Below are 21,556 nucleotides of genomic sequence, written 5' to 3'. Positions count from 1 at the left end.
GGGCCACTTCACGCACCGGCGGCTCACACCTCGGGTGCCCCGGTCTCCTTGAGCGTCCCCTCGGCCAGCCGCAGCCAGCGGTTCACCCCGATGTCGGCGAGGAAGCGCTCGTCGTGACTGATCACCACGAAGGCGCCCTGGTAGGAGTTGAGGGCGCTCTCCAGCTGGCCCGCGCTGACCAGGTCGAGGTTGTTGGTCGGCTCGTCGAGCAGGAGCAGATGCGGTGCCGGTTCGGCGCACAGTACGCAGGCCAGGGTGGCGCGCAGCCGCTCGCCGCCGGAGAGCACCCCCACGGGCAGGTGCGCGCGCGGGCCCCGGAAGAGGAAGCGCGCGAGCAGGTTCATCCGCTCCGCCTCGGGCCGCTCGGGGGCGAACACGGCGAAGTTCTCCGCCACGGTGCGCTCCAGGTCCAGCAGGTCGAGGCGCTGCGAGAGATAGGCGATCCGGCCGTCGTTGCGCTTGATCTCCCCCTCGTCCGGAGCGAGGTCGCCGGTGATCAGACGCAGCAGGGTGGTCTTGCCCGCGCCGTTGGGCCCGGTCAGGGCGATGCGCTCGGGTCCGCGGACGGTCAGGTCGACACCGCCGTCGGCGAACACGGCCCGGCCGGTGTGACGGACCTGCATCCCCTCCCCGAGGAAGAGGTTGCGTCCGGCGGGCACCTGCGTGTCGGGCAGCTCAAGGGTGATGCGCTGTTCCTCGCGCAGCGCGCGTCCTGCCTCGTCGAGCCGGGCCTTGGCGTCGCTGACCCGGGTCGCGTGCATCTGGCCCGACCTGCCCGCTGATTCCTGTGCGCCGCGCTTCATGTTTCCGGCGAAGATGCGGGGCAGACCGGCGCTCTTGAGGTTGCGGGCGGCATTGCTCTGCCTGCGTTCGGCGCGTTCGCGGGCCTGCTGCAACTCGCGCTTCTCGCGCTTCAGTTCCTGCTCGGCGTTGCGGATGTTCTTCTCGGCGACCTCCTGCTCGGCGCGCACGGCTTCCTCGTACTCGCTGAAGTTGCCGCCGTAGGAGCGCAGTTCGTCGCTGCCGAGCTCGGCGATGCGTTCCATGCGGTCGAGCAGCGCGCGGTCGTGGCTGACCAGCAGCAGGCAGCCGCTGAAGTCCGAAAGGACGTCGTAGAGCTGGTGCCGGGCCTCCGCGTCGAGGTTGTTGGTCGGCTCGTCGAGCAGCAGCACGTCGGGACGCCTGAGCAACTGCGCGGCGAGCCCGAGGGAGACGACCTGGCCGCCGCTGAGCGTGTCCAGGCTGCGGTCCAGGGCGAGGCCGGACAGGCCGAGACGGTCGAGCTGGGCGCGGGTGCGCTCCTCGATGTCCCAGTCGTCGCCGATGGTGGCGAAGTGCTCCTCGCTCACGTCACCGGACTCGACGGCGTCGAGCGCGCGGATCACCGCGGCGACGCCGAGCACCTCGGCGACCGAGAGATCGCCGGTCAGGGGAAGGCTCTGCGGGAGGTAGCCGAGCGTGCCGCTGACCGACAACGAGCCGGTGGCGGGCGTGAGTTCGCCGGCGATCAGCTTGAGAAGGGTGCTCTTGCCGGAGCCGTTGGGCGCGACCAGACCGGTACGGCCGGTGGCCACCGTGAAGGAGAGGTCATGGAAGACCGGGGTGTCGTCGGGCCAGGCGAAGGAGAGGTTCGTGCAGAGAATGGCGGCGTCGGACATGGAGGTGACCTCGAAGAAGTGAGGGCAGACAGAACTCTGCCCTGAGCAGCGGGGGAGAGGGGGTACGACGAAGAGGGCCACGGCAGCAGCGCCCTTGCGGCGCCGTCCGATGGCCGGTCACATCCGGATCTCATCCGGAGATGTCGTCTTCACCCACCACGTCTGCGACTCCTTGATCCATACGGTCCAGGTCTCTCGCAGCGTAACAGGTGTCTCCCGCACGACCGGCGTGGTGCGAGGGCCTCCACCGCGGCGCACCTGATCCACTCTTGGCAGGAGACCGCACGACCGACGAACAGGAGCGGGCAGATGAACCGGCCCCACAGCCGCACCTCGCGACGGCCTCGGATGCGGTTCGACGGCTGGATCGCAGGAATGGGGACCGCCGGCGGGACACGCATCGTCCTCGGCCACTGGCAGCGGACGCCCTTCGGACCGTTCAGCGACGTGATGGTGGAGGACGCGGACGGGGAACGGCTGCTCCTTGCCCCCTCGCAGGAAACAGCGGACTTCATCAGCGGCACCTACACCTTCGACGCCGTGCGAGTCGTCCCGGTCGAAGTGGACGTACGCGACGACACCTGGACCGTCACGGCGGACCCGCTCAGCCTGTGCTTCACCGTCGGCCGGCGAGGATGGCTGGGCCTGGCCCTTTGCGCCGTCCCCGACGGGATCGCCCGCCGACCGGCGTGGAGTGCTCTGACGGACTGGCCGGCCCGCGTGCTGATGAGCGGAGTGCAGACCCGCGGCAGTGCGGGTGGAGGCCGCACGGAGTGGTACGGAGCGTTGGACCTGCATCCTCTGCGTACCGTCTCCGCCTCCTTCGACGGGGCGGACCTCGGCCCGATCGCGCCCGTCACACCACCCGTCCGCTTCGGGTTCGGCTCGGCGCCGAGGACGCCGAGCCTCACGCGGATCACCACCACCGTGGCGCTGAGCCCGGAGCGACCTTGAACGTCGCGGCGCGCCCACGAAGGCGGTATCCATGCGGTGGTCTTTCGCCGCCCCGGGCCCGGATCGGTACCTGCTCGCGCCGGTAAGGTGAGGCAGCGCTGTGGTCCGGCTCGGTCGCGCGCAGGGGCTCACTAGGTGCAGGGATGTGGCGAGCGTATGAGGCGACCTGAACGGCTGTGGGCGATACCGAGGCTGGGGAACCGGCCGACCGCACCCCTCGCCATGTCCCGTTCCGTGCGGGGGAGTGCCGTCGCATCCTTGCTGCGCAAGGTCGCCGGGCACGACGGGGTCTGGCTGGGTACCGCGGCGGTCCTTGCGATGTCGGGTGACAGGAGTGCCCGCAGAGCCGCGCTGCGTGGAGCGGGTTCCGTCGCGATCGTCGCGGCGGTGAATCACGCCCTCGCCAAGCCGGCCGCCCGCAGCGCGCGCCCGGTGCGGGACGCGTTCCCCCGAGTCTTTCCCCGGCCGAACACGGCGTCCCTGCCGTCGAGTTCCCTGGCGTCGGCCGCCGCCTTCGTCACCGGAGTCGTCCTGGAGTCGCCCCGCTCCGGCCTTGCCGTGCTGCCGTTCGCCGCGGGCCTTGCCTACGTGCGCGGCCGCGAGGGACTGGACCACCGGGGTCGCGTGGCGGCCGGGGTGATGGTCGGGATGGGCGCGGCGCTGCTCACCTGCCGCTGGTGGCCGGTGAAGCCGGAGGCCGCAGCCGCCGCGGCTCCTCCGCGCAGGCCGGCACCCGCCCTCAAGGACGGCAACGGCCTGCACCTGGTGGTCAATCCCTCGTCCGGCATCGGCTGGACCAAGGACACCGTCGAAACCCTGCGCACGTTGCTCCCCGAGGCCACGATCACCGCATTCGAGCCGGGTGACGACCTGTTGGCGCTACTCGACGGGGCAGCGCTGCGGGCCGTCGCGGACGGCGGGGCGCTCGGCGTGTGCGGCGGCGACGGCACGATCAACGCGGGGACGGCGACGGCCGCCCGCCACCGGGTCCCCCTCGCTGTCTTCCCCGGCGGGACGTTCAACCATTTCGCTGTGGACCTGGGGAACCAGACCATGGAGGATGTCGCCCGCGCGATCCAGGCCGGCGACGCGGTCACCGCCGACGTGGGCCGCGCGTCGTCCCCCGCGGGCCGCGACGCCCAGGCCGAGGCGGGTACCCCCAGCGGCTGGCCGGGTGGAGCGACGGCCAGCGCCGGGACCGGAGGTGACCAGCAGCTCTTCGTCAACACCTTCAGCATCGGGGTGTACTCCGAACTCGTCCACGCCCGGGAACGCCTGGAGAAGCGCATCGGCAAGTGGCCCGCGCTGGCCGTGGGCCTGGCCAAGATCCTGGCCACCGGCAGCCCGCTCTCCGTGGTGATCAACGGCCGGGCCCGCAGCATCTGGCTGCTCTTCGCGGGCAACGGCATCTACCACCCGGCCGGTTTCGCCCCGACGTACCGCACTCAGCTCGACGACGGCTTCCTCGACATCCGCGTCGTGGAGGCCGGCACCCCCCTGGCCCGTACGAGACTCCTGCTCGCCGTGCTGACCGGGACCCTGCACAACTCCCGCGTCCTGAGGACCGCTCAGGCACGCCGTCTCGACCTGCAGATCCTGGAGGGCGAACCGCACTTCGCCTACGACGGAGAGGTGACCGACGCCGCGTACCGCCACCTGGTCCTCGACAAGCTCCCGAAGGCGGTCACGCTGTACCGCCCCGCCGACCAGGACCAGTGGCTGCACTGAGGCGCCGGATCGCGCTGGGGCGTCAGACCTTGCGCCAGCGCGCGTTGGCCCAGGAGAACACCCCGAAGGCCACGAGGCCGACCGCGATGAGCACCAGCAGCCACGGGCCGACAGGAGTCTCGGTGAAGGAGCGCAGCGTGTCGTCCATGCCCTTGGCCTTGCCGGGCTTGTGCTGGACGGCCGCGGTGACGGCGAAGCCTCCCGCGACGGCGAAGACGACGCCACGGGCCACACCGCCGAACACCCCGAGGAAGGTGACCACCTGACGGGTCCGCGCTGACATCTGGGACATCTTCAGGTGCTTCTTAAACTTGCGGCGGATGGCCCTGACGGCGATATACACACCGGCCCCGGCCACCACGGCACCGGCGATGGCGACGACCCACTGGCCTGCCGGCCAGTCCAGGACCTTCGCCGTGACGTCCCGGGAGCTCTTGTCCGAGCTGCCGCTGCCGCTGCTCTTGTCTCCGGCCGCGTAGGACAGCACGGAGTACGCGACGAAGCCGTAGAAGACGGAACGGCCCGCGGCCATCGCCCGCTTGTTCGCCTTCCGGCCGTCGGGCCCGGCCTGACCGAACGCCGCCTCGGACAGCCGCCACAGGGCCATGCCCACCAGGGCTATGCCGAGCAGCCAGAGCAGAGCCTCACCGAAGGGCTTTCCGGCGATCTCGGCGACGGCTCCACCCCTGTCCGCCTGCTTGCCGCCGCCGTCCGAGAAGGCGATCCGTAGCGAGAGAGCGCCGATCAGGATGTAGATGATCCCGCGGGCGACGAAGCCCGCACGGGCTCCCGCCGCGACCGCCGTACTGTTCGCCGCGCGTCTTGCCTGACCGCGCCCACGTGCCGCTGCCGTTCCTCTAATCATTTACACCCAGTGCCCCCAGCGGAGGAATCGACGCCTGTCGGGATCGTGTCAGGACCCCCGAGCCCGTGGGAGGGGTCGTCACCGCCTTGACGGGTGACGGACTCTGGGTACAGGCTGAGAGCCGCTACGAGTGGCGGCGAAGTTCGATGGGATTCGCCGTCCACGCGCACGATCGACGAAGTGGAGATCGGCCATGAAGAAGGAACTCACCGGTGATGCCGCCACGGCGGCGCGGCACGAGCGCTACGGCCGACTTCCCGAGCGCGTCGTCTTCGAGGACATGACCGAAGAGGTGAAGGCCGGGCGGAGCGGCGGGGACAACGGTTCGTACAACCCCGAGGGCTCATGGAAGTACTACTCGTGCCTGGCCCTCGACCTGGGGCTGTAGAAGCCGCGCAGGCATCGCGCCGCGTTTTGGCGTCCAGCGGTCACATTCCTTCGTCGCCATCCGTCAGGGCAGTGAAAGCGATACACACTTGCCCTGAGGAGACAGTGATGGAAGCACGTTTGATCACGGCCGAGGTTCCGATGGCCCCGCGGATGGCCGAGGACCCCGCTGCGCTCGTCCCCGAGCTGGCGGCGGTTTCGGCGGCGCTGTTCAAGGTCACCGGCAACGGCTCGATACCGCGCTCCACGATCAGCCTGATCCAGCTGCGGGCCGGGCAGATCGTCGGCAGCACCTATCTGACCGTTCTGCACACGGGCTTCCTGCGCAAGGCGGGGGAGTCGGAGGAGCGCATCACGTCGGTGGCGTCCTGGCAGGACTCGCCGTACTTCACCGTTGCCGAGCGGGCCGCGCTGGCGCTCGTGGAGGCCGTGCTCACGCCGTCCGGGGACGGGGAGCGGGTGTCCGACGAGCTGTACGCCCAGGCGGCCGAGGTCTATGAGCCCCAAGCCCTCGCCACACTCATGTTCGCCATCGGCCAGGTCAACTTCTTCATCGCCGTGGCGCTCATCGCCAAGCCGGTGCCCGGCCGGTCGTTCACCGACCCCTGGAACTGACCCTATGCGCCAGTACTGACCCAACCCAGCCGTCCGGGTCCCGCACGCAAAGCGGGGCCCGGGCGGCTTTCGCGCGTGAGGACGCCACGGGCGTACGCGTCGCCCAGAGCGCCCCAGAGCGCCCAGAGCGTTCCGGCGGACACCACCGCCCGCCCCTCCGGGCAACCGCCTCTGCCCTGCCGCCTCCTGACGGACCGCGCGGGCCCGGGAGTTGCTGGGCGGGCAGCAGTTCGTGCGGCAGCATCGTCGCCAGGACGGCGGACAGCAGCCGGTGTTCGTCCTGCGGAGTCTTCGTCCAGGCCGTCACCAGATAGGCGAGCCGGAACCACCGCGGGGGACGGCGGCGGCGTACGACGACGTCCCGCTCGTCGCGCAGCCCGGTGCGGCCGCGCCGGCGCAGCGACACGTCCTCCCGGATGTCGTACAAGTAGGCGTTGACCACGGGTGCGTTGCGCCGGGCCGCCCAGTCCCGGGTGGGCACGTCGAAGGACACGTCGATACCGGATCCGGCCAGTGCCCCGCCGCTGATGAGCTTCTTGAGGACCTCGTCCACCTCATGGATCACTCGCAGGCTCCCACGTGCCGTTCGCTTCCGTGCCGCCCGGTCGCGGCCCTGGCATCGATCGTGCGCCCCGCGCCGACCGGAACGCAGGCACGACAGGGATGACGACGGGGCAGTGCTCTGTGCCTCAAGGGGCCGACGTCGGAGCCCGTCCGGTCAGATGTAGCCCTCGCGCAGGGCGTGCGCCACCACGTGCGCCCGGTTGCGCAGGTGCAGTCGTGTGGTCAGGCCGTGCATCACGTTCTTGACGGTACGTTCGGAGTACGACAGCTTCAGGGCGATCTCCGCGGTGTCGAACCCCTCGGCCACCAGCCGTACGACGTCCACCTCGCGCTTGGTGAAGCTCAGGAAGCCTCCCGGCAGATCGGTGCTTCCCCGGTTGAGCCGCCCCACCTGGCCGATGAGCTGTCCCAGCAGGTCCGCGGGCAGATCGCCCCCGCCCTCGGCCGTCGTCAGGACCGCCTGCACCAGGCGCCGGGCGGTCGCTTCGCGGCGCCAGACGATGGCGCCGACACCGCACTCGATGACATCCAGGAGCTCGTGTTCGCGGACCGTCCCCGCGACGAGCACCGCACGCGTACCGTCGCTGCGCACGGCCCGTCGCAGCCGGGTGAGCGCCGCTTCGTCGAGGGTGTCCTCGACGAGCAGGGCGACCGCGGCGGGGCCGGACTCCAGGTTCAGGTCGACCTCCGGATGCCGGCGCAACTGGCTGAGGACTCCCTCGCGGCTGATCGGGTCGGGGGCGGTGACGGCGACCCGTACCCGGTTCGGCTTCGGTACGGCGGTCGCTAAGGCCGATGGGGTCGAGGAGGCCGGGGGCGGCGGGCTGGACAAGCGCGTTTCCTTACCTCTGGGGCCGGGCTACGTATGGGACCGGGCGTTGCGTGAATCGCGGAGAGCAGGTCGCCGCGCTCGCGGAGAGCCGGGCGCCGCCTCAAGGGCGGGGCGGCGCCCGATGGGGGTCAGGAGCAGTTCTTGTAGAAGTGCTTCCAGCCGTCGCTGGGCATGGCCGGCGGCTCGGCCGGGGTCCCGGTCTCGCCGTACTGCTGCTGCTGGTCGCTGTCGTACGCGCCCGGACCCTTGCCCGGCACGGACAGGCGCACGCCGCGCTCCCACACCCCGTCACCGGCGTTGCTGAGGATCGCGAGGTCCGGGTACGCGTCACCGCCGTAGTTGGCGATCCTCAGCTCCTTGCCCTCACGGGCGTCGCCGATGTCGGAGTGCCGGGCCTGGGCGGAACCCAGGTTCGCCCGCTTGAGCGGGCCGGGGCGGAACTCCGCGATGCGGGCCGTCGCGGGGTCGTCCACGCCGGACGGCTCGACGACGTTGACGACGATGTCCAGGGTGCCGTCGTTCTGGAAGTCGGCGACCGCGGCGGTGGCGACCTCACCGGTCCTCGCGCCCAGGAGCTTGGCGACGGTCTGCTTCTGACCGAACGAGCCGTCAGCCTTCCCCCACTGGACCGTCATCTTGGTGCCGGTGTGCCCGGGGTTCGCGATCTTGTCCGGGTTGCCGTCACCGTCGAGGTCACCGACCAGGGTGGTGGCGTTGGCCAGGCACGGGGCCGCAGCCCTGGCGGACTCGCCGGACCGTCCCGCGCCGCCGGAAGCCGACGACCCGGCAGCACTGGCCTGGTAGCCCGCGACCGTCAGAGTGAGGGCGACAGCCGCGATCGGCGCGGCGATCAGACGTGAGCGCTTGTGAAGCATGTGCGAACTCCTCATGTTGTTGCTTCTGAGCCGTGCTCGCCGAGCGGGCGCCTTGCCACACCCACCACTGCGTACGAGTGCCGTACAACTGCCACTGCGGGGCGTGGGCGGAGCTCCAGAACGAGCACGACTGAAGCGTGTGGGGCGATACGCCCACATGGCCAGGAAAGGCGGACAGTTCGGGACGATGGAACGCTTGAACGTATCTGACCTGCGGAAACGTAGGGCGCCTGGAACGGAGGGCTGGAACGTCCGTGCCCCTCCGGATCAGTCGCGATCCGAGTGGCGGGGACGCATCCCGCCCGGCGATGTGCCCTTTCCGCCCCCTGGCTCTGCCTCCGCCGCCGCCCCTGCCGCCCTTTCGTGGACCGAGGCGACGAGTCACCGTGGAGGCCGAGTGACCGGACCACCGACGGAGCCGTCATGGGGCCGCGGCCATGAACACGTACGCCGAGCAGGTCGTGACGGGCGACCGCGCCCGCCAGGAGGCGGCGGGCCGGGAGCCCGGGAAGTACGTGATGGAGCTGGGGGTCGCCCACGCCACCGCGCACCGAAGCCGCGACGGCGGCCCGGTCCGGGCCGATGACGCCACCCTCCCGGGCCTCTTCCCCCGCATGTCCGAGCTGCTGAACGTCCCGGCCGTGGAGTTCACCGAGGACGGTGACCCGCCGCGCCCGGCGCTGAGACGGATCCGCCCCACCGCGCCTCCGAGGCAGAGGGACACCGGCGTGTGACACGCCGGTGTCCCTCAGGGAACCCGGAGCCGGAGGAGGCGGCCACGACTCCGGGAGGCGAACGCGAGAGCGACGCGTTGGACATTCCCGGGAGGCGTCTGGCAGGGTCGCCCGTCCGGTCCCCCATCCCTTGAAGGGAGAGACGCGATGATCGAAGTGAGCACGCGTAGCGTCAAGGAAGCGGCTGCCGCAGAGCAGCTGCGCGCGAACACCTCGACCCTGGACATTCCGAAGGGCTTTGACCTGTGGACGGCCGAGGAGATCTCGGAGTGGCTCGACCAGGTCGAGGACGACCCGGGCGTCTCCGACGCCGACTTCTACGCGGCCCAGCAGGCGGTGCGGCGGGTGCTGGGCGACGAGGGCATCTGACGGGGATGCGTGTACGTGGACGGCGGGCGCATGACGGTTGGTCAGGAACCGGCGATGCGAGAGCCGTCGGTGCACGGCCCGGTGGTGGATTCGGACAGGCCTGAGCCCCGGACACCTGGGGTGCCGGGGCTCGGGGCGGACGAGACCGGATGCGGTCCAGTCGGGATCAGTACGCGCCGTTGACGTTGTCGATCGAGCCGTACCGGTCGGCCGCGTAGTTGCAGGCGGCGGTGATGTTGGCGACCGGGTCGAAGCTGTCCGACGAGGTGCCGGGCACGTGGTAGGCGTCGAACGTCGGGGCGATGACCTGCAGGAGCCCCTTGGACGGGGTTCCTGCGACGGCGTTGGAGTCCCAGTTGTTTATGGCAAGCGGGTTGCCGGAGGACTCGCGTATGACGTTGCGGTGGATGCCCTCGTAGGTACCGGGGATGCCGCGCTGGGCCATGATGTCCAGCGATTCCTTGATCCAGCCGTCCAGGTCGTCGGTGTAGGACTTCGCCGCCGGGGCCACGGCGGGCTTGGCGGTGAGCGTGTCATCGCGCTCGGAGCGGTCCGCTCGCTCGGCGGGCGCGGCCGGCGAGCCGAGCGTGAGCTTGAGGCCGGGGTGGATCAGCTTCGGGTCGTCGCCGAGCGCGCTGCGGTTGTCCTCGTACAGCTTCTTCCAGCCGCCGCTCACGGAGTGCTCCCGGGCGATCTTGGCGAGGGAGTCGCCCGCGGCGACGACGTACGTCTTGGGGGCCGCGGCGGGCTTGGCGGCCGTCCCGGCCGGTGCCGCGGTGGCGGCGGTGGCGCCGAGCACCGGGAGAACGAGTACGGCCCCGCCGGTGCCCGCGACGGCGAGCCCCCGGCTGAGTGAGCTGGACTTGGGGCGGCGGTGCTTTCCCTTTGCAGGCATGACGAATTCCTCTCCGTCGCCTACGAGGTGAGCTGTCGGGTTCGGACGGGAGATGTCCGGTCGCACTGCGCATGCGACTTCACCCCGAGCCGTTCCGGAATCCGGATCGGCGACTTACCTGGGTCCCCCGCTCCTGCCGAGCGAAAGTGATTGATGGGAAGGGTTTCCGGACAGCGGCAGGATTCGGCGTTCCATCCGGATTGACGGTGACGTTAGGCGAGAAAGCCCGAACGGAACAAGAGCCGAATTTGCAGAGGGAATGGGTGAGGCCAGTATCCGTCGCCCGGAACCCATCCCATTCTTTGATCGAAAAGCCCCAACTTTCTTTGCGCGGAGCGGAAGTGCGCTCGACGGCTCCCGAGCCCCCCGAACTGCCGATGTGACCGATTCCACTGAAAGGGTGCAGGTCGCGCGGCGAATGGAGGCGTATCGGATCGCGCTATTTCACACAAGAATCGCGCAATGCGGACAGTGGTCTCTATGCATTACGAATAAGGCAAGAAGGGGCTTTATTGGGCAAGATGGACATGGTGCAAGGTGCGCCATGACCGCCATAAGGGGCATATCGCCTTCGATGGGTGTGCGCCTGCGATGCGTGCGCTCTGGGGGCGGCTCGGACCGCGGAAGTACCCCAACCAGCCTGAAGAATAGGCGCGGTTGGTCATGGATGCGCGGCTATGGACGAGTCATGTGGCGCCCGGTGGCTGGGGGGTGGCGTTAGGTGGGCCCGGCTGCGGAACATTGTTCATCTCGTCCACCTCGCCCTCCTTTCCAACCTTGCTCGCCTTGTTCGCTTTGGCAATGACTGCCGCGAGTTGCTTCTGTACGGCCTCGGGCAGGTCGGTCCCCTGCGCGGTTCCCACCAAGTTCTCCGCCAAGTGGTGGAGTTTTGTGTTGGTGTTCTGCGAGGCCGTGACGAGTACTTCCCAGGACGCTTCGGGACTCAGGCCGAAGGCGGACATCAGGACGCCGTGGGCCAGGTCGATGGTCGGACGGGTCTGCATGGCCCGCCGCAATGGGGAGATGACGGTCCGCAAGCTCTCCTCGGAATCCTTGTCGGGCTCCGTTTCATCGCCGGCGGGTCCGCTCTCCTCCTCGCTTTCGGGGGCGGGCGGCTCAGTCAACTCGGGCGGCGCGAACAGGTCATGGGTGGCAGTCAGGTCGAACATCCGCTCAACCGCGGTACTGGTCGAGAGCACCGCCACGGTCTTGCCGTCCCGCAGGGCCAGCCGGCGCAGGTCGAGCAGAAGGTTCGTCCCCGAGCAATCGCAGAAGGTCACTTCACTCAGATACAGGTCGATGCCCTCGGTCGATCCGCTCAGGGCGCGGAGCAGGTCGGGCCGGAGCCGTTCGCCGGTTTCGAGGTCGAGTTCTCCGCGCACGATCACGCTCACCCGGGTGCCGTCCGACACGGTGTCGACCGTGGCCGGCAGCGGGAGCCGGGGCGGCGACGGGTGGATGTCCCGTGCGGGCTCGGCGCCCTTCCCGGCGAGGGGCTCGTCTGAGTGTGCAGGCTCCGGCATGGCCTCTCCCTCTCGTGGTGCCTAGCGCCGCTCCTAGGCTGCACTTCGCAGCGCAAGCACGTCAACTAATACATGAAAGGAAGTACGTGTTTTTGAAAACGTGTACGCTTGCTCGCTAGAGTTGTCGCATGCATGAAGTGCCCGAGCCCCACACCGGATGGACGTTCCTCACCAACCATGCGCGGGTGCTGGCGGCCATCGCCGACAACCGCAACGCCCGGATCCGGGACATCGCCGCGCACTGCCGACTGACCGAACGCGCTGTTCAGAAGATCATCGCCGACCTTGAGCAGGACGGTTACCTCTCCCACGTCCGGAAAGGGCGCAGCAACACCTACCGGATCGAGCCCGGCGAGGTGCTGCGCCACCCGGCGGAGTCCGGCCTGGCCGTGGCCTCGCTCCTGTCCCTGCTGGCGCCGGACGAAGCCGGCCGCGCCACCTCTTCGGACGTCGATGGGGGGAGCCGCGCCAGCGCGTGACGCGGGAGAGTACTGGAGCTGCTGCCCCGGCTGAGGCGGGGGAGGCGGCACCACTCTTGTGCAGGGGCGGCGATTCCCCTTGAGCGGTCGCCGGCTACCTCGGCGGTACGTGTGTGAAGTGCTGCCGCACGCCGTCGCTGGCGTCCGCGTCGAGGGAGAGGCGCCACTCCAGGCCACCCTAGGCCCGAGGCGCAGCCCCCAGTCCCGTAGCTGTCGGCTCCTGGGCGTCGGCTTCGTGGTCGGTGACGTCGCGACGGACCCCCGCGCAGCTATGGCCGTATTACTGACGCGTCAGTACGGTGCTGGCCAACCCCCCTTTGCCCACAGGAGAGTTGGGAGAGCTGCATGATGCCAGCTTTACGCAGACGACCGGTGGCCGCGGGTGCCGTTCTCGCGGTGGCGGTGCTCGGGCTCCCCGGGTCCGCCGCCGCGCAGAGCACCAACGCTCCGGATGGTGCCCGGGACGCGACCCCCACGACCCGGTCCGCGGCGCAGTCCGCCGGAAACGCCCTCAGCGCCGCGCGGCACGGCAGGGACAAGAAGCCGGGGAAGAAGAAACCGGGGAAGAAGACCGCCCCCGGCGCGATCCTCACCTCGAAGCCCTCCTCCTTCCAGTACACGCCGGGCGTTCCGACCCCCACCAAGGCTTGGAAGATCACCTACCGGTCGACCTCCGCCGACGGACGGCGCAACGCGGTCTCCGGCACTGTGATCGTTCCCGATGACGGCAGGACCACCCCACGCCCGCTGATCACCTACGCCGTCGGCACGGTCGGCCTCGGCGACAAGTGCGCGCCGTCCGCGGGATTCCCGGGCGGTACGACGGCGGAGGCACCACTCGTCAACGCCGCGTTGGTACGGGGATACGCCGTCGTCGTCACGGACTACGAGGGCCTCGGCACCCCGGGCGACCACACCTACATGGTGGCCAAGGCGCAGGGCAGCGCTGTCCTCGACGCGGCGCGCGCGGCCCAGCGGCATCCGGAGGCGGCGAAGTACGGCGTCTCCGCGAACGCACCCGTCGGGATCATGGGCTACTCGCAGGGCGGCGGAGCCAGCGCGAAGGCCGCCGAGATGGCCGCGACCTACGCTCCCGAGTTGAAGGTCAAGGGAACGGCGAGCGGCGGCGTTCCCGCCGATCTCAACAAGGTAGCCGAATCATTGGAGGGCGGGGACAGCGCCGGCTATCTGCTGATGTCCGCCGTCGGCCAGAACGCCGCCCAGCCCACCCTGGCGCTCAACAAGTACCTCAACAAAGAGGGCCGCAAGCTCGCCAAGGTGGTGCGGACCGAGTGCGTCGGTACGGTACTGGAGGCAGGGCGGGGCAAGGCGATCGAGGACGTCACCACGTCCAACCCGCTGGACCGGCCGAACTGGCAGAAGGCCATCGCCAAGCAACTGATCGGCACCAAGCGTCCGTCGGCGCCCACTTTCCTGTACCACGGGGACGCGGACGAGACGATTCCCTACGCGGTCGGTCAGAAGCTGCGGGCCGACTGGTGCGCCAGGGGAACCGCCGTGGAGTGGCGGTCCTTCGCCGGGCAGTCCCATGTGGGGACGGCGATTCAGGGCAACGGCCCAGCACTTGAGTGGCTCGGCCGCCGCTTCGCGGGCGAACCCACATCGGGCAACTGCGGCACCTGATCCGGGGCCCCGCACCCGCCGCTTCGCCGCCGCCCATGAACGGCGCCGAAGCGGCGCCGATGCCTGATGGACGTCTCGGCGCGGGCCTCGGACTACCCCGCCCCGGGCGCAGGCAGCCGTTCCGTGATGCGGTCGAACAAGTTCGTCAGTGGCTCGCTGACGTACTGGCCGAACTCGGTCAGCCCGTAGGTGACCTGGGGCGGTGTCGTCGGCTCGACCTCTCGCCAGATCATGCCGTCCAGGACCAGCGCGCGCAGAGTCTGCGCGAGCATCTTCTCGCTGATGCCCCGGATGCCGTCACGCAGCTCGTAGAACCGAAGGTCGTTGCTCCGCAAGGAGATCAGCACCCAGATGCCCCACTTGCTGGTCACGTGGTCGACCACGTCACGCGCGGGGCAGTCTGTGTGAAACACCTCATACCGAGTGCCTGCCTCGCTCTGCGTCAGCTGCACACCTTCATTCATGCCCGGAGCTTACCCATAGGTATGTCCTTACGGAAAGTAAGCCCGGCTCCTAGCGTCAACTTCCGCAGTGCACAACGGACTAGGAGCTGAACATGATCGTGGTTACCGGAGCTACCGGAAATGTGGGCCGACCCCTGACGCAGGCCCTGGCCGAGGCGGGCGAGCAGGTGACGGCGGTGTCGCGGCACGCTGCGGCGGTGCCGGACGGAGTCCGGCATGTGGCGGCCGACCTGACCGAAGCGGGAAGCCTTACCACCGCGTTGCACGGGGCGAAGGGGCTCTTCCTCCTGCTGTCCGGCGACCTGCACGCCCCCGAAGCCACTCCGGCCGACCTCATCGGCCTGGCCGCGGCCAGCGGGGTCCGCCGAGTCGTCCTGCTGTCTTCGCAGGGCGTGGCGACCAGGCCGCTCGGCCCGACACGGGTCGCGATGCGCGCGGTGGAGGACGCGTTGCGGGAGTCCGGCCTGGACTGGGCCGTGCTGCGACCGGGCGGATTCGCCTCCAACGCCTTGGGCTGGGCGGAGTCCGTCCGCACGCAAGGCACGGTCGCCGCGCCCTTCGGCGGCGTGGGGGTGCCGGTCATCGACCCGGCGGACATCGCCGAGGTCGCGGCGGCCTGCCTGCTGGACGACCGGCACAACGGCGGGGTGTACGAGCTGACCGGCCCGGAGGTGATCACGCCGCGTCAGCAGGCGGCGGCGATAGCCGCCGCGCTCGGCTCGTCCGTACGGTTCCACGAACTCACCCGCGACGAGGCCAAGGCCATGATGACCCGGTTCGTGCCGGCGGAACTCGCCGACGACACCCTGGACATCATCTCCGGCCCGAACCCGGCCGAACTGCGGATCAGCCCGGACGTGGAACGAGTACTCGGCCGCGCCCCGCACCCCTTCAAGGACTGGGTCGACCGCAACATCGCCGCTTTCCGCTGAGGCACGGCTCAGCGGAAGCACCAGGGTGGTCTCGCGCGCCGGAAACGTAAGCTTGCGGGCATGCGGACGCGACCCACCTTGACCTGGGAGCCCACCGGCGGCTCGCTCCCGGCCTCGACCGACCTCACACCGGTCGTCGATGCGGTGCGGGCGGGTGGGGTCGCGGTGCTGAGCGGCGCCGGTCTGTCCACCGAGTCAGGCATCCCGGACTACCGCGGGGAGCACGGCTCCCTGCGGCGGCACACTCCCATGACGTACCAGGAGTTCGTCGGCGCCGAGCAGGCACGGCAGCGGTACTGGGCCCGCAGCCAGCTGGGGTGGCGTGCCATGACGACGGCCCACCCGAACGCCGGTCATCGGGCCGTGACCGCGCTGGCCGAAGCGGGCCTCGTCACCGGCGTGATCACACAGAACGTCGACGGGCTGCAGCAGGCCGCCGGGGCCCCGGACGTCATCGAGCTCCACGGGAGCCTGAGCCGGGTGGTCTGCCTGGACTGCGGGAACGGCATCACCCGCGCGGAGCTCGACCGGCGGCTGCGGGAGATCAACCCTGATTTCGAGGCCGCAGCCGAGCGCTACCGCGCCGCGCGGGTCAATCCGGACGGTGACGTGGAACTGCCCGACGAGGCGGTCCGCGAGTTCCGGGTGGTGGACTGCTCGGCCTGCGGCAACGGGATGCTCAAGCCGGACGTCGTCTTCTTCGGCGAGAACGTGCCCCCCGAGCGGGTCGCGGCGTGCCGGCGCCTCGTGGAGGAGGCCGAGGCCCTGCTCGTGCTCGGCTCTTCCCTCACCGTCATGTCCGGGCTGCGTTTCGTGCGCCAGGCGGCCCAGTCGGACACACCGGTCCTGATCGTCAACCAGGGCGCGACCCGAGGCGACCGCTGGGCCACCCAGCGTGTCGATCTACCGCTCGGGGATGCGCTGCGCACCCTCGTGGCGCAGGTGTGCCCCTGAGCTCTCCTTCGGGCTCGGAAGCGCTTCCGGATCGGGCTGAGCCGTACGGTCCGGGCAGACGAAAGCCCCGGCTGGACGGGGGAGACCAGCCGGGGCAGACGGTGGTGGCATGCGGAGGGCGGTCGCCTCTCGGCGAGTGGCTCCATGGGGCTTCAGCCGAACGATCGTCCCCATGGGCTATGTGTGGGCCCGGGGACACTGTCCCCTCCGCAGCCACATACAGAAGAACGGCGGGCCCTCCTGGTTTGTTCCGGCCTTCTCGCCGCTTGCCGGGTGAGGCGGGCCACACCGGCCCGCTTCCCGTTCACCCACGCTACGCCGCGCCGAGCGTCCCCAGCAGGGCGAGCGACAGGATCACCTCCACGGCTCCGATCACCGGAGCCCGTACGGTGCCGCGCGTCGGCATCCACACGGCCCGCAGGAAGCAGACGCCGAAGAAGGCCACTGTCGGCACGGGCAGGTGCAGGCCGTACGCCGCTGCCACCGCGCCGCCGTGCCAGAGGGCGGATGCCCAGCGGTACGGGGAACTGCCCCGCTCCCGGATCATGGTCTTGACGTAGAGGACCGTGCCGGCGAAGTAGAGCAGGCAGGCGAGCGCCGGGCGCCACGCGTCGCCCAGATCGCCGCCGCCCAGGAGAAGCGCGACCGGAAGCATGCCGCAGGCGGGGATCACCGCGGCGATCCCGTTCGGCAGAGCCCGCTCGCGGTTGCGCCACGCGTAGGCGTAATTGACGGCGAGGAACGGCACCGCGCAGACCCCGGCCGACAGCAGCCACGGCGCGTGGACGACCAGTACCGCGGCGAGCGGCAGGAGGGCGAGGCCGAAGACCCGGGCAGGCAGCGCGTGCCGCCGGGCGGCCCGGGGGTTGCGGGAGTGCCGGCGCAGCCGCAGCCACTGCTGGGTGTGGAAGGAGGCGAGATACCCCAGCAGCCAGGCGAGCAGCAGGACGGCGTGCCAGGGAGTGGGCGTACCGAGGAACATCCCGGTGAGGAACGGTACGACGAGCATCGCCCAGGCCCCGTGCTGATTGGGCAGCCAGCGTCGGGCGGCACGCGATGCCATGACACCCCCTTCCCGACTCCGAGGATTCCCGGCTCGGCGGGCTCAAGGCTTCTCGGAATCCTTGGTTCTCGGACTGCTGCCCAGCCTGGCAGCCGACTCGACCCGCGGTTGCAGTCGTTGGTCCCGTCCCCGGCAGGCGTAGGTCCCCCGCATCAGGCTCTCCCGGCCAACTTGCCGCCGCCGGAAGCCGCCTGGGCGGGCGGCACCCGTAAGTACGGGCCTTGGTCCCGCCCTCATGGGACCTATGCCGTGAAATGACCGAAGGGCGCGCACATAGTGTCATTGCGTACCGATGTTCGTACCGGTGCTCGCGCCACATCGGGCGCCGTGGCGCGCCCGATCCGTCGATGTCCATGAGGAGTCCGGGTGCAGCAGAAGCAGGGCGGCGACCCCGCCGACCTCCTGATCAGGGCCGGCCGTTTCTTCAGCCGGGATGCGGTCTCCGACGATCTGCGGACGGTGACCCGTACCGGGGGCCGCGACGCGGAGTCGTTCTACCGGGACCGGTGGAGCCACGACAAGGTCGTGCATTCGACGCACGGCGTGAACTGCACGGGTTCCTGCCGGTGGAAGGTGTACGTCAAGGACGGCATCATCACGTGGGAGACGCAGGCCACGGACTATCCCAGCGTCGGCCCCGACCGGCCGGAGTACGAGCCGCGCGGCTGCCCGCGCGGCGCCTCCTTCTCCTGGTACACCTACTCGCCGACGAGGGTGCGCTACCCGTACGTCCGCGGCGCCCTGATCGAGATGTACCGGGAGGCGAAGTCCCGGCTCAAGGATCCGGTGCTCGCCTGGGCCGACATCCAGAACGACCCGGAGCGGCGCCGGGGTTATCAGCGGGCGCGCGGCAAGGGTGGGCTGGTGCGGGCCACTTGGGAAGAGGCCCTGGAGATCGTGGCCGCCGCGCATGTGCACACCATCAAGACGCATGGCCCCGACCGGGTCGCGGGCTTCTCTCCGATCCCCGCGATGTCGATGGCGTCGCACGCGGCGGGCGCACGGTTCCACTCGCTGATCGGCGCGCCCATGCTGTCGTTCTACGACTGGTACGCGGACCTGCCGGTCGCCTCGCCGCAGGTGTTCGGCGACCAGACCGACGTCCCCGAATCGGGGGACTGGTGGGACGCCGCGTATCTGATGATGTGGGGCTCGAACGTCCCCGTCACCAGGACCCCCGACGCGCACTGGATGACCGAGGCCCGTTATCGGGGCCAGAAGGTCGTCGCCGTGTCGCCGGACTACGCGGACAACACGAAGTTCGCCGATGAGTGGATGCATCCGCACCCCGGCACGGACGGCGCGCTCGCCCTCGCCATGGGTCACGTGATCCTCAAGGAGTTCTTCGTCGACCGGCAGACGCCGTTCTTCACCGACTACGTAGGCAAGTTCACCGATCTGCCGTTCCTGATCACCCTGAAGGAGACGGACGCCGGGCTCGTCCCGCACAAGTTCCTCAACGCCTCCGACCTGGGCCAGGACGTCGAGAACGCCGAGTGGAAGCCGGTCCTGCTCGACGACGCCACCGGCGAACCGACCGTGCCGAACGGCACCCTCGGCCACCGCTGGGGCAGCGGCGAGAAGCCCGAGTGGAACCTCGATCTCGGTGACGTCGTCCCCCGCCTGAGCCTCTACGCGAACGGCTGCGAGAGCGCCGAGGTGACCCTTCCCCGCTTCGAGGAGGGCGCTCCCGGCACCGAGCGCCGCGGTGTTCCCGTGCGGCGCGTCGGCGGAAGGCTCGTGACGACCGTGTTCGACCTGATGCTCGCCCAGTACGCGGTCGGCCGCCCGGGTCTTCCCGGCCGGTGGCCGACGTCGTACGAGGACGCGGACACGCCCGGTACACCGGGCTGGCAGGAGACCCTGACCTCGGTCCCGGCCGCCCAAACGGTGCGTGTGGCCAGGGAGTTCGCCGACACCGCCGAGCGGTCACAGGGCCGCTGCATGATCCTCATGGGCGCCGGGACCAACCACTGGTTCCACTCCGAGACGATCTACCGCGCGTTCCTTGCGCTGCTCACCCTGACCGGCTGCCAGGGCCGCAACGGTGGCGGCTGGGGGCACTACGTCGGCCAGGAGAAGTGCCGCCCGGTCACCGGCTGGGCCACCCTCGCGGCGGCGTCGGACTGGTCACGGCCGCCGCGCCAGATGATCGGCGCGGGCTGGTTCTACCTCCACACCGACCAGTGGCGCTACGACACGCTGCCCGCCGAGGCACTGGCATCACCGCTCGGCGACGGCCGCTTCAGCGGTATGACGGGCGCGGACTGCCTGGCGGCCTCGGCCCGCATGGGCTGGATGCCCTCGTACCCGACGTTCGACCGCAACTCCCTGGACCTGGGGGAGGCCGAGGACCCCGTCGCGCACACGGTGGACCAACTCAAGTCCGGCAAGCTGAAGTTCGCGACCGAGGACCCGGACGCGCCGGAGAACTGGCCGCGCGTGATGACCGTATGGCGGGCCAATCTCCTCGGCTCCAGCTCCAAGGGCAACGAGTACTTCCTCAAGCATCTCCTCGGGACGCACTCCAACCTGCCGGACGACGGACGGCGCTGCACCCCGCGCGACGTGACATGGCGCGAGGACGACGTCGAGGGCAAGCTCGATCTGCTGCTCTCGCTCGACTTCCGCATGACGTCGACAACGCTGCTTTCCGATGTCGTGCTGCCCGCGGCGACCTGGTACGAGAAGCACGACCTCTCGTCGACGGACATGCACCCCTTCCTGCACGCCTTCACCCCCGCGATCGACCCGCCCTGGCAGGCCCGCTCCGATTACGACATCTTCCTCGCGCTGGCCCGCGGCTTCAGCGACCTCGCGGACCCACACCTCGGCGTACGCAAGGACCTGGTGGCCTCGGCCCTCCAGCACGACACGGCGGGCGGCGAGATGGCGCAGCCGGGCGGCGTCGCCCTGGACTGGTCGAAGGGGGAGTGCGAGCCGATACCCGGGCGCACCATGTACAACCTGACCGTCGTGGAGCGCGACTACGGCGCGATCGGAGAGAAGTTCGCCGCGCTCGGCCCGCTCGTCGACACCCTCGGCGTGACGACGAAGGCGGTCACCTTCGAGGTGGGCGAGGAAGTCGCGTATCTGGCGGAGAAGAACGGCGCGGTGCGCGGGGGAGTGGCCGACGGAAGGCCCCGCCTGGACACCGCGCAGCGGGCGTGCGAGGCGATCCTCAGCCTGTCCGGCACGTCGAACGGCCGCCTCGCCACGCAGGGCTTCCGCACCCTGGAGGCCAGGACGGGCCAGGAGATGGCGCACCTCGCCGCCGAGCACGAGGGAAAGCACATCACGTTCGCGGACACCCAGGCGGCACCCGTACCGGTGATCACCTCACCGGAGTGGTCGGGCAGTGAGTCCGGCGGACGGCGCTACACCGCGTTCACCGTAAACACCGAACACCTCAAGCCCTGGCACACCTTGACGGGTCGTCAGCACTTCTTCGTCGACCACGACTGGATGCACGAGGTCGGCGAGGCGCTGCCCGTCTACAAGCCGCCGCTGAACATGCACCGGCTCTACGGAGAACCGGAGCTCGGCACCGTCAGCGACGAGCGCGAGGTGTCCGTCCGGTTCCTGACCCCGCACAACAAGTGGGCCATCCACTCCCAGTACCAGGACAACCTCTACATGATGACGCTCGGCCGTGGCGGCCAGACCGTGTGGATGTCGCCGCAGGACGCCGACGCCATCGGCGTACGCGACAACGAGTGGGTGGAGGCCGTCAACCGCAACGGTGTCGTCACGGCCCGCGCGATCGTCTCGCACAAGATGCCGCCCGGCACCGTCTACATGAACCACGCCCAGGAACGCACGGTCGGCGTCCCCAAGACACAGAAGAACGGCAAGCGCGGCGGCATCCACAACTCGCTCACCCGGATCATGCTCAAGCCCACCCATCTCGTGGGCGGCTACGCCCAGTTGACGTGGGCCTTCAACTACCTGGGCCCCACCGGCAACCAGCGTGACGAGGTCACGGTCATCCGCCGCAGGTCGCAGAAGGTGGAGTACTGAC

At 69.9% G+C, this 21,556-nt stretch carries 20 protein-coding genes and 1 riboswitch; of the genes, 11 read left to right on the top strand and 9 right to left on the bottom strand.

Features of this window, described 5'->3' with window-relative positions; genetic code table 11:
* Positions 1-23: 23 nt before the first annotated feature.
* Complete coding sequence (gene abc-f / locus AB0E78_RS39410; RefSeq protein WP_361843759.1) at positions 24-1,658, bottom strand: ribosomal protection-like ABC-F family protein; 1,635 nt, start codon at positions 1,656-1,658, stop codon at positions 24-26.
* Positions 1,659-1,967: 309 nt separating this feature from the next.
* Here abc-f and AB0E78_RS39405 point away from each other — a divergent pair, with 309 nt between their 5' ends.
* Both AB0E78_RS39405 and AB0E78_RS39400 read left to right on the top strand, forming a co-directional pair.
* On the top strand, positions 1,968-2,612 hold the full coding sequence (locus AB0E78_RS39405) for a hypothetical protein (protein WP_361843757.1): 645 nt from the start codon (positions 1,968-1,970) through the stop codon (positions 2,610-2,612).
* 156 nt (positions 2,613-2,768) lie between these two features.
* Positions 2,769-4,340: a diacylglycerol kinase family protein gene (locus tag AB0E78_RS39400; protein ID WP_361843755.1), complete on the top strand. Its 1,572-nt coding sequence runs from the start codon at positions 2,769-2,771 to the stop codon at positions 4,338-4,340.
* A 22-nt stretch (positions 4,341-4,362) separates the two neighbouring features.
* Here the strand turns inward: AB0E78_RS39400 and AB0E78_RS39395 are convergent, their stop codons facing one another.
* Positions 4,363-5,205 (bottom strand): DUF1206 domain-containing protein, encoded by an 843-nt coding sequence (locus AB0E78_RS39395; protein WP_361843752.1) that lies wholly within the window; start codon positions 5,203-5,205, stop codon positions 4,363-4,365.
* Between the two features lie 193 nt (positions 5,206-5,398).
* Here AB0E78_RS39395 and AB0E78_RS39390 point away from each other — a divergent pair, with 193 nt between their 5' ends.
* On the top strand, positions 5,399-5,593 hold the full coding sequence (locus tag AB0E78_RS39390) for a hypothetical protein (RefSeq protein WP_361843750.1): 195 nt from the start codon (positions 5,399-5,401) through the stop codon (positions 5,591-5,593).
* Positions 5,594-5,700: 107 nt separating this feature from the next.
* Complete coding sequence (locus AB0E78_RS39385; RefSeq protein ID WP_361843747.1) at positions 5,701-6,207, top strand: carboxymuconolactone decarboxylase family protein; 507 nt, start codon at positions 5,701-5,703, stop codon at positions 6,205-6,207.
* Here AB0E78_RS39385 and AB0E78_RS39380 read toward each other — a convergent pair.
* The 3 genes from AB0E78_RS39380 to AB0E78_RS39370 all read right to left on the bottom strand — a co-directional run bounded on the left by AB0E78_RS39380 (position 6,188) and on the right by AB0E78_RS39370 (position 8,478).
* On the bottom strand, positions 6,188-6,772 hold the full coding sequence (locus tag AB0E78_RS39380) for a DUF4255 domain-containing protein (RefSeq protein ID WP_361843745.1): 585 nt from the start codon (positions 6,770-6,772) through the stop codon (positions 6,188-6,190). The two genes, AB0E78_RS39385 and AB0E78_RS39380, sit on opposite strands and share 20 nt — an antisense overlap.
* Positions 6,773-6,925: 153 nt before the next feature.
* Complete coding sequence (locus tag AB0E78_RS39375) at positions 6,926-7,603, bottom strand: LuxR C-terminal-related transcriptional regulator (RefSeq protein ID WP_361843742.1); 678 nt, start codon at positions 7,601-7,603, stop codon at positions 6,926-6,928.
* A 128-nt stretch (positions 7,604-7,731) separates the two neighbouring features.
* Entirely contained in the window at positions 7,732-8,478 is a 747-nt protein-coding gene (locus tag AB0E78_RS39370; protein WP_361843740.1) for a VCBS repeat-containing protein, read from the bottom strand.
* Between the two features lie 437 nt (positions 8,479-8,915).
* Here AB0E78_RS39370 and AB0E78_RS39365 point away from each other — a divergent pair, with 437 nt between their 5' ends.
* Entirely contained in the window at positions 8,916-9,212 is a 297-nt protein-coding gene (locus tag AB0E78_RS39365; protein WP_361843737.1) for a hypothetical protein, read from the top strand.
* Positions 9,213-9,359: 147 nt separating this feature from the next.
* Positions 9,360-9,581, top strand: a complete 222-nt coding sequence (locus AB0E78_RS39360) for a hypothetical protein (RefSeq protein ID WP_361843735.1) — start codon at positions 9,360-9,362, stop codon at positions 9,579-9,581.
* A 166-nt stretch (positions 9,582-9,747) separates the two neighbouring features.
* Here AB0E78_RS39360 and AB0E78_RS39355 read toward each other — a convergent pair whose 3' ends face one another.
* Positions 9,748-10,476 carry a LysM peptidoglycan-binding domain-containing protein gene (locus AB0E78_RS39355; RefSeq protein ID WP_361843733.1) on the bottom strand — a complete coding sequence of 243 codons (729 nt, stop codon included), beginning with the start codon at positions 10,474-10,476 and terminating at the stop codon, positions 9,748-9,750.
* Positions 10,477-10,480: 4 nt separating this feature from the next.
* Positions 10,481-10,675, bottom strand: a riboswitch (cyclic di-AMP (ydaO/yuaA leader).
* 487 nt (positions 10,676-11,162) lie between these two features.
* A complete protein-coding gene (locus tag AB0E78_RS39350) occupies positions 11,163-11,888 on the bottom strand; it encodes an ANTAR domain-containing protein (RefSeq protein ID WP_361843731.1) in 726 nt (241 codons plus the stop codon).
* 239 nt (positions 11,889-12,127) lie between these two features.
* Between AB0E78_RS39350 and AB0E78_RS39345 the strand changes: the two genes are divergently transcribed.
* A complete protein-coding gene (locus AB0E78_RS39345; protein ID WP_361843729.1) occupies positions 12,128-12,478 on the top strand; it encodes a helix-turn-helix domain-containing protein in 351 nt (116 codons plus the stop codon).
* A 345-nt stretch (positions 12,479-12,823) separates the two neighbouring features.
* Entirely contained in the window at positions 12,824-14,122 is a 1,299-nt protein-coding gene (locus AB0E78_RS39340) for a lipase family protein (RefSeq protein WP_361843726.1), read from the top strand.
* Between the two features lie 92 nt (positions 14,123-14,214).
* Here the strand turns inward: AB0E78_RS39340 and AB0E78_RS39335 are convergent, their stop codons facing one another.
* A complete protein-coding gene (locus AB0E78_RS39335; RefSeq protein ID WP_361843724.1) occupies positions 14,215-14,586 on the bottom strand; it encodes a helix-turn-helix domain-containing protein in 372 nt (123 codons plus the stop codon).
* A gap of 92 nt (positions 14,587-14,678) precedes the next feature.
* Between AB0E78_RS39335 and AB0E78_RS39330 the strand changes: the two genes are divergently transcribed.
* Complete coding sequence (locus AB0E78_RS39330; RefSeq protein ID WP_361843721.1) at positions 14,679-15,518, top strand: NAD(P)H-binding protein; 840 nt, start codon at positions 14,679-14,681, stop codon at positions 15,516-15,518.
* Positions 15,519-15,578: 60 nt separating this feature from the next.
* Complete coding sequence (locus AB0E78_RS39325) at positions 15,579-16,472, top strand: NAD-dependent protein deacetylase (RefSeq protein ID WP_361843719.1); 894 nt, start codon at positions 15,579-15,581, stop codon at positions 16,470-16,472.
* A gap of 313 nt (positions 16,473-16,785) precedes the next feature.
* Here AB0E78_RS39325 and AB0E78_RS39320 read toward each other — a convergent pair whose 3' ends face one another.
* A complete protein-coding gene (locus AB0E78_RS39320) occupies positions 16,786-17,535 on the bottom strand; it encodes a YwiC-like family protein (RefSeq protein ID WP_361843717.1) in 750 nt (249 codons plus the stop codon).
* A gap of 366 nt (positions 17,536-17,901) precedes the next feature.
* Here AB0E78_RS39320 and AB0E78_RS39315 point away from each other — a divergent pair, with 366 nt between their 5' ends.
* A complete protein-coding gene (locus tag AB0E78_RS39315; protein ID WP_361843714.1) occupies positions 17,902-21,555 on the top strand; it encodes a nitrate reductase subunit alpha in 3,654 nt (1,217 codons plus the stop codon).
* The last annotated feature ends 1 nt before the right edge of the window (position 21,556 follow it).

It is taken from the genome of Streptomyces sp. NPDC032198 (assembly GCF_040636975.1).
Classification (GTDB): domain Bacteria; phylum Actinomycetota; class Actinomycetes; order Streptomycetales; family Streptomycetaceae; genus Streptomyces.
The sequence above is the reverse complement of the archived record's forward strand: the minus strand, read 5'-3'. Positions and strand labels throughout refer to the sequence as shown.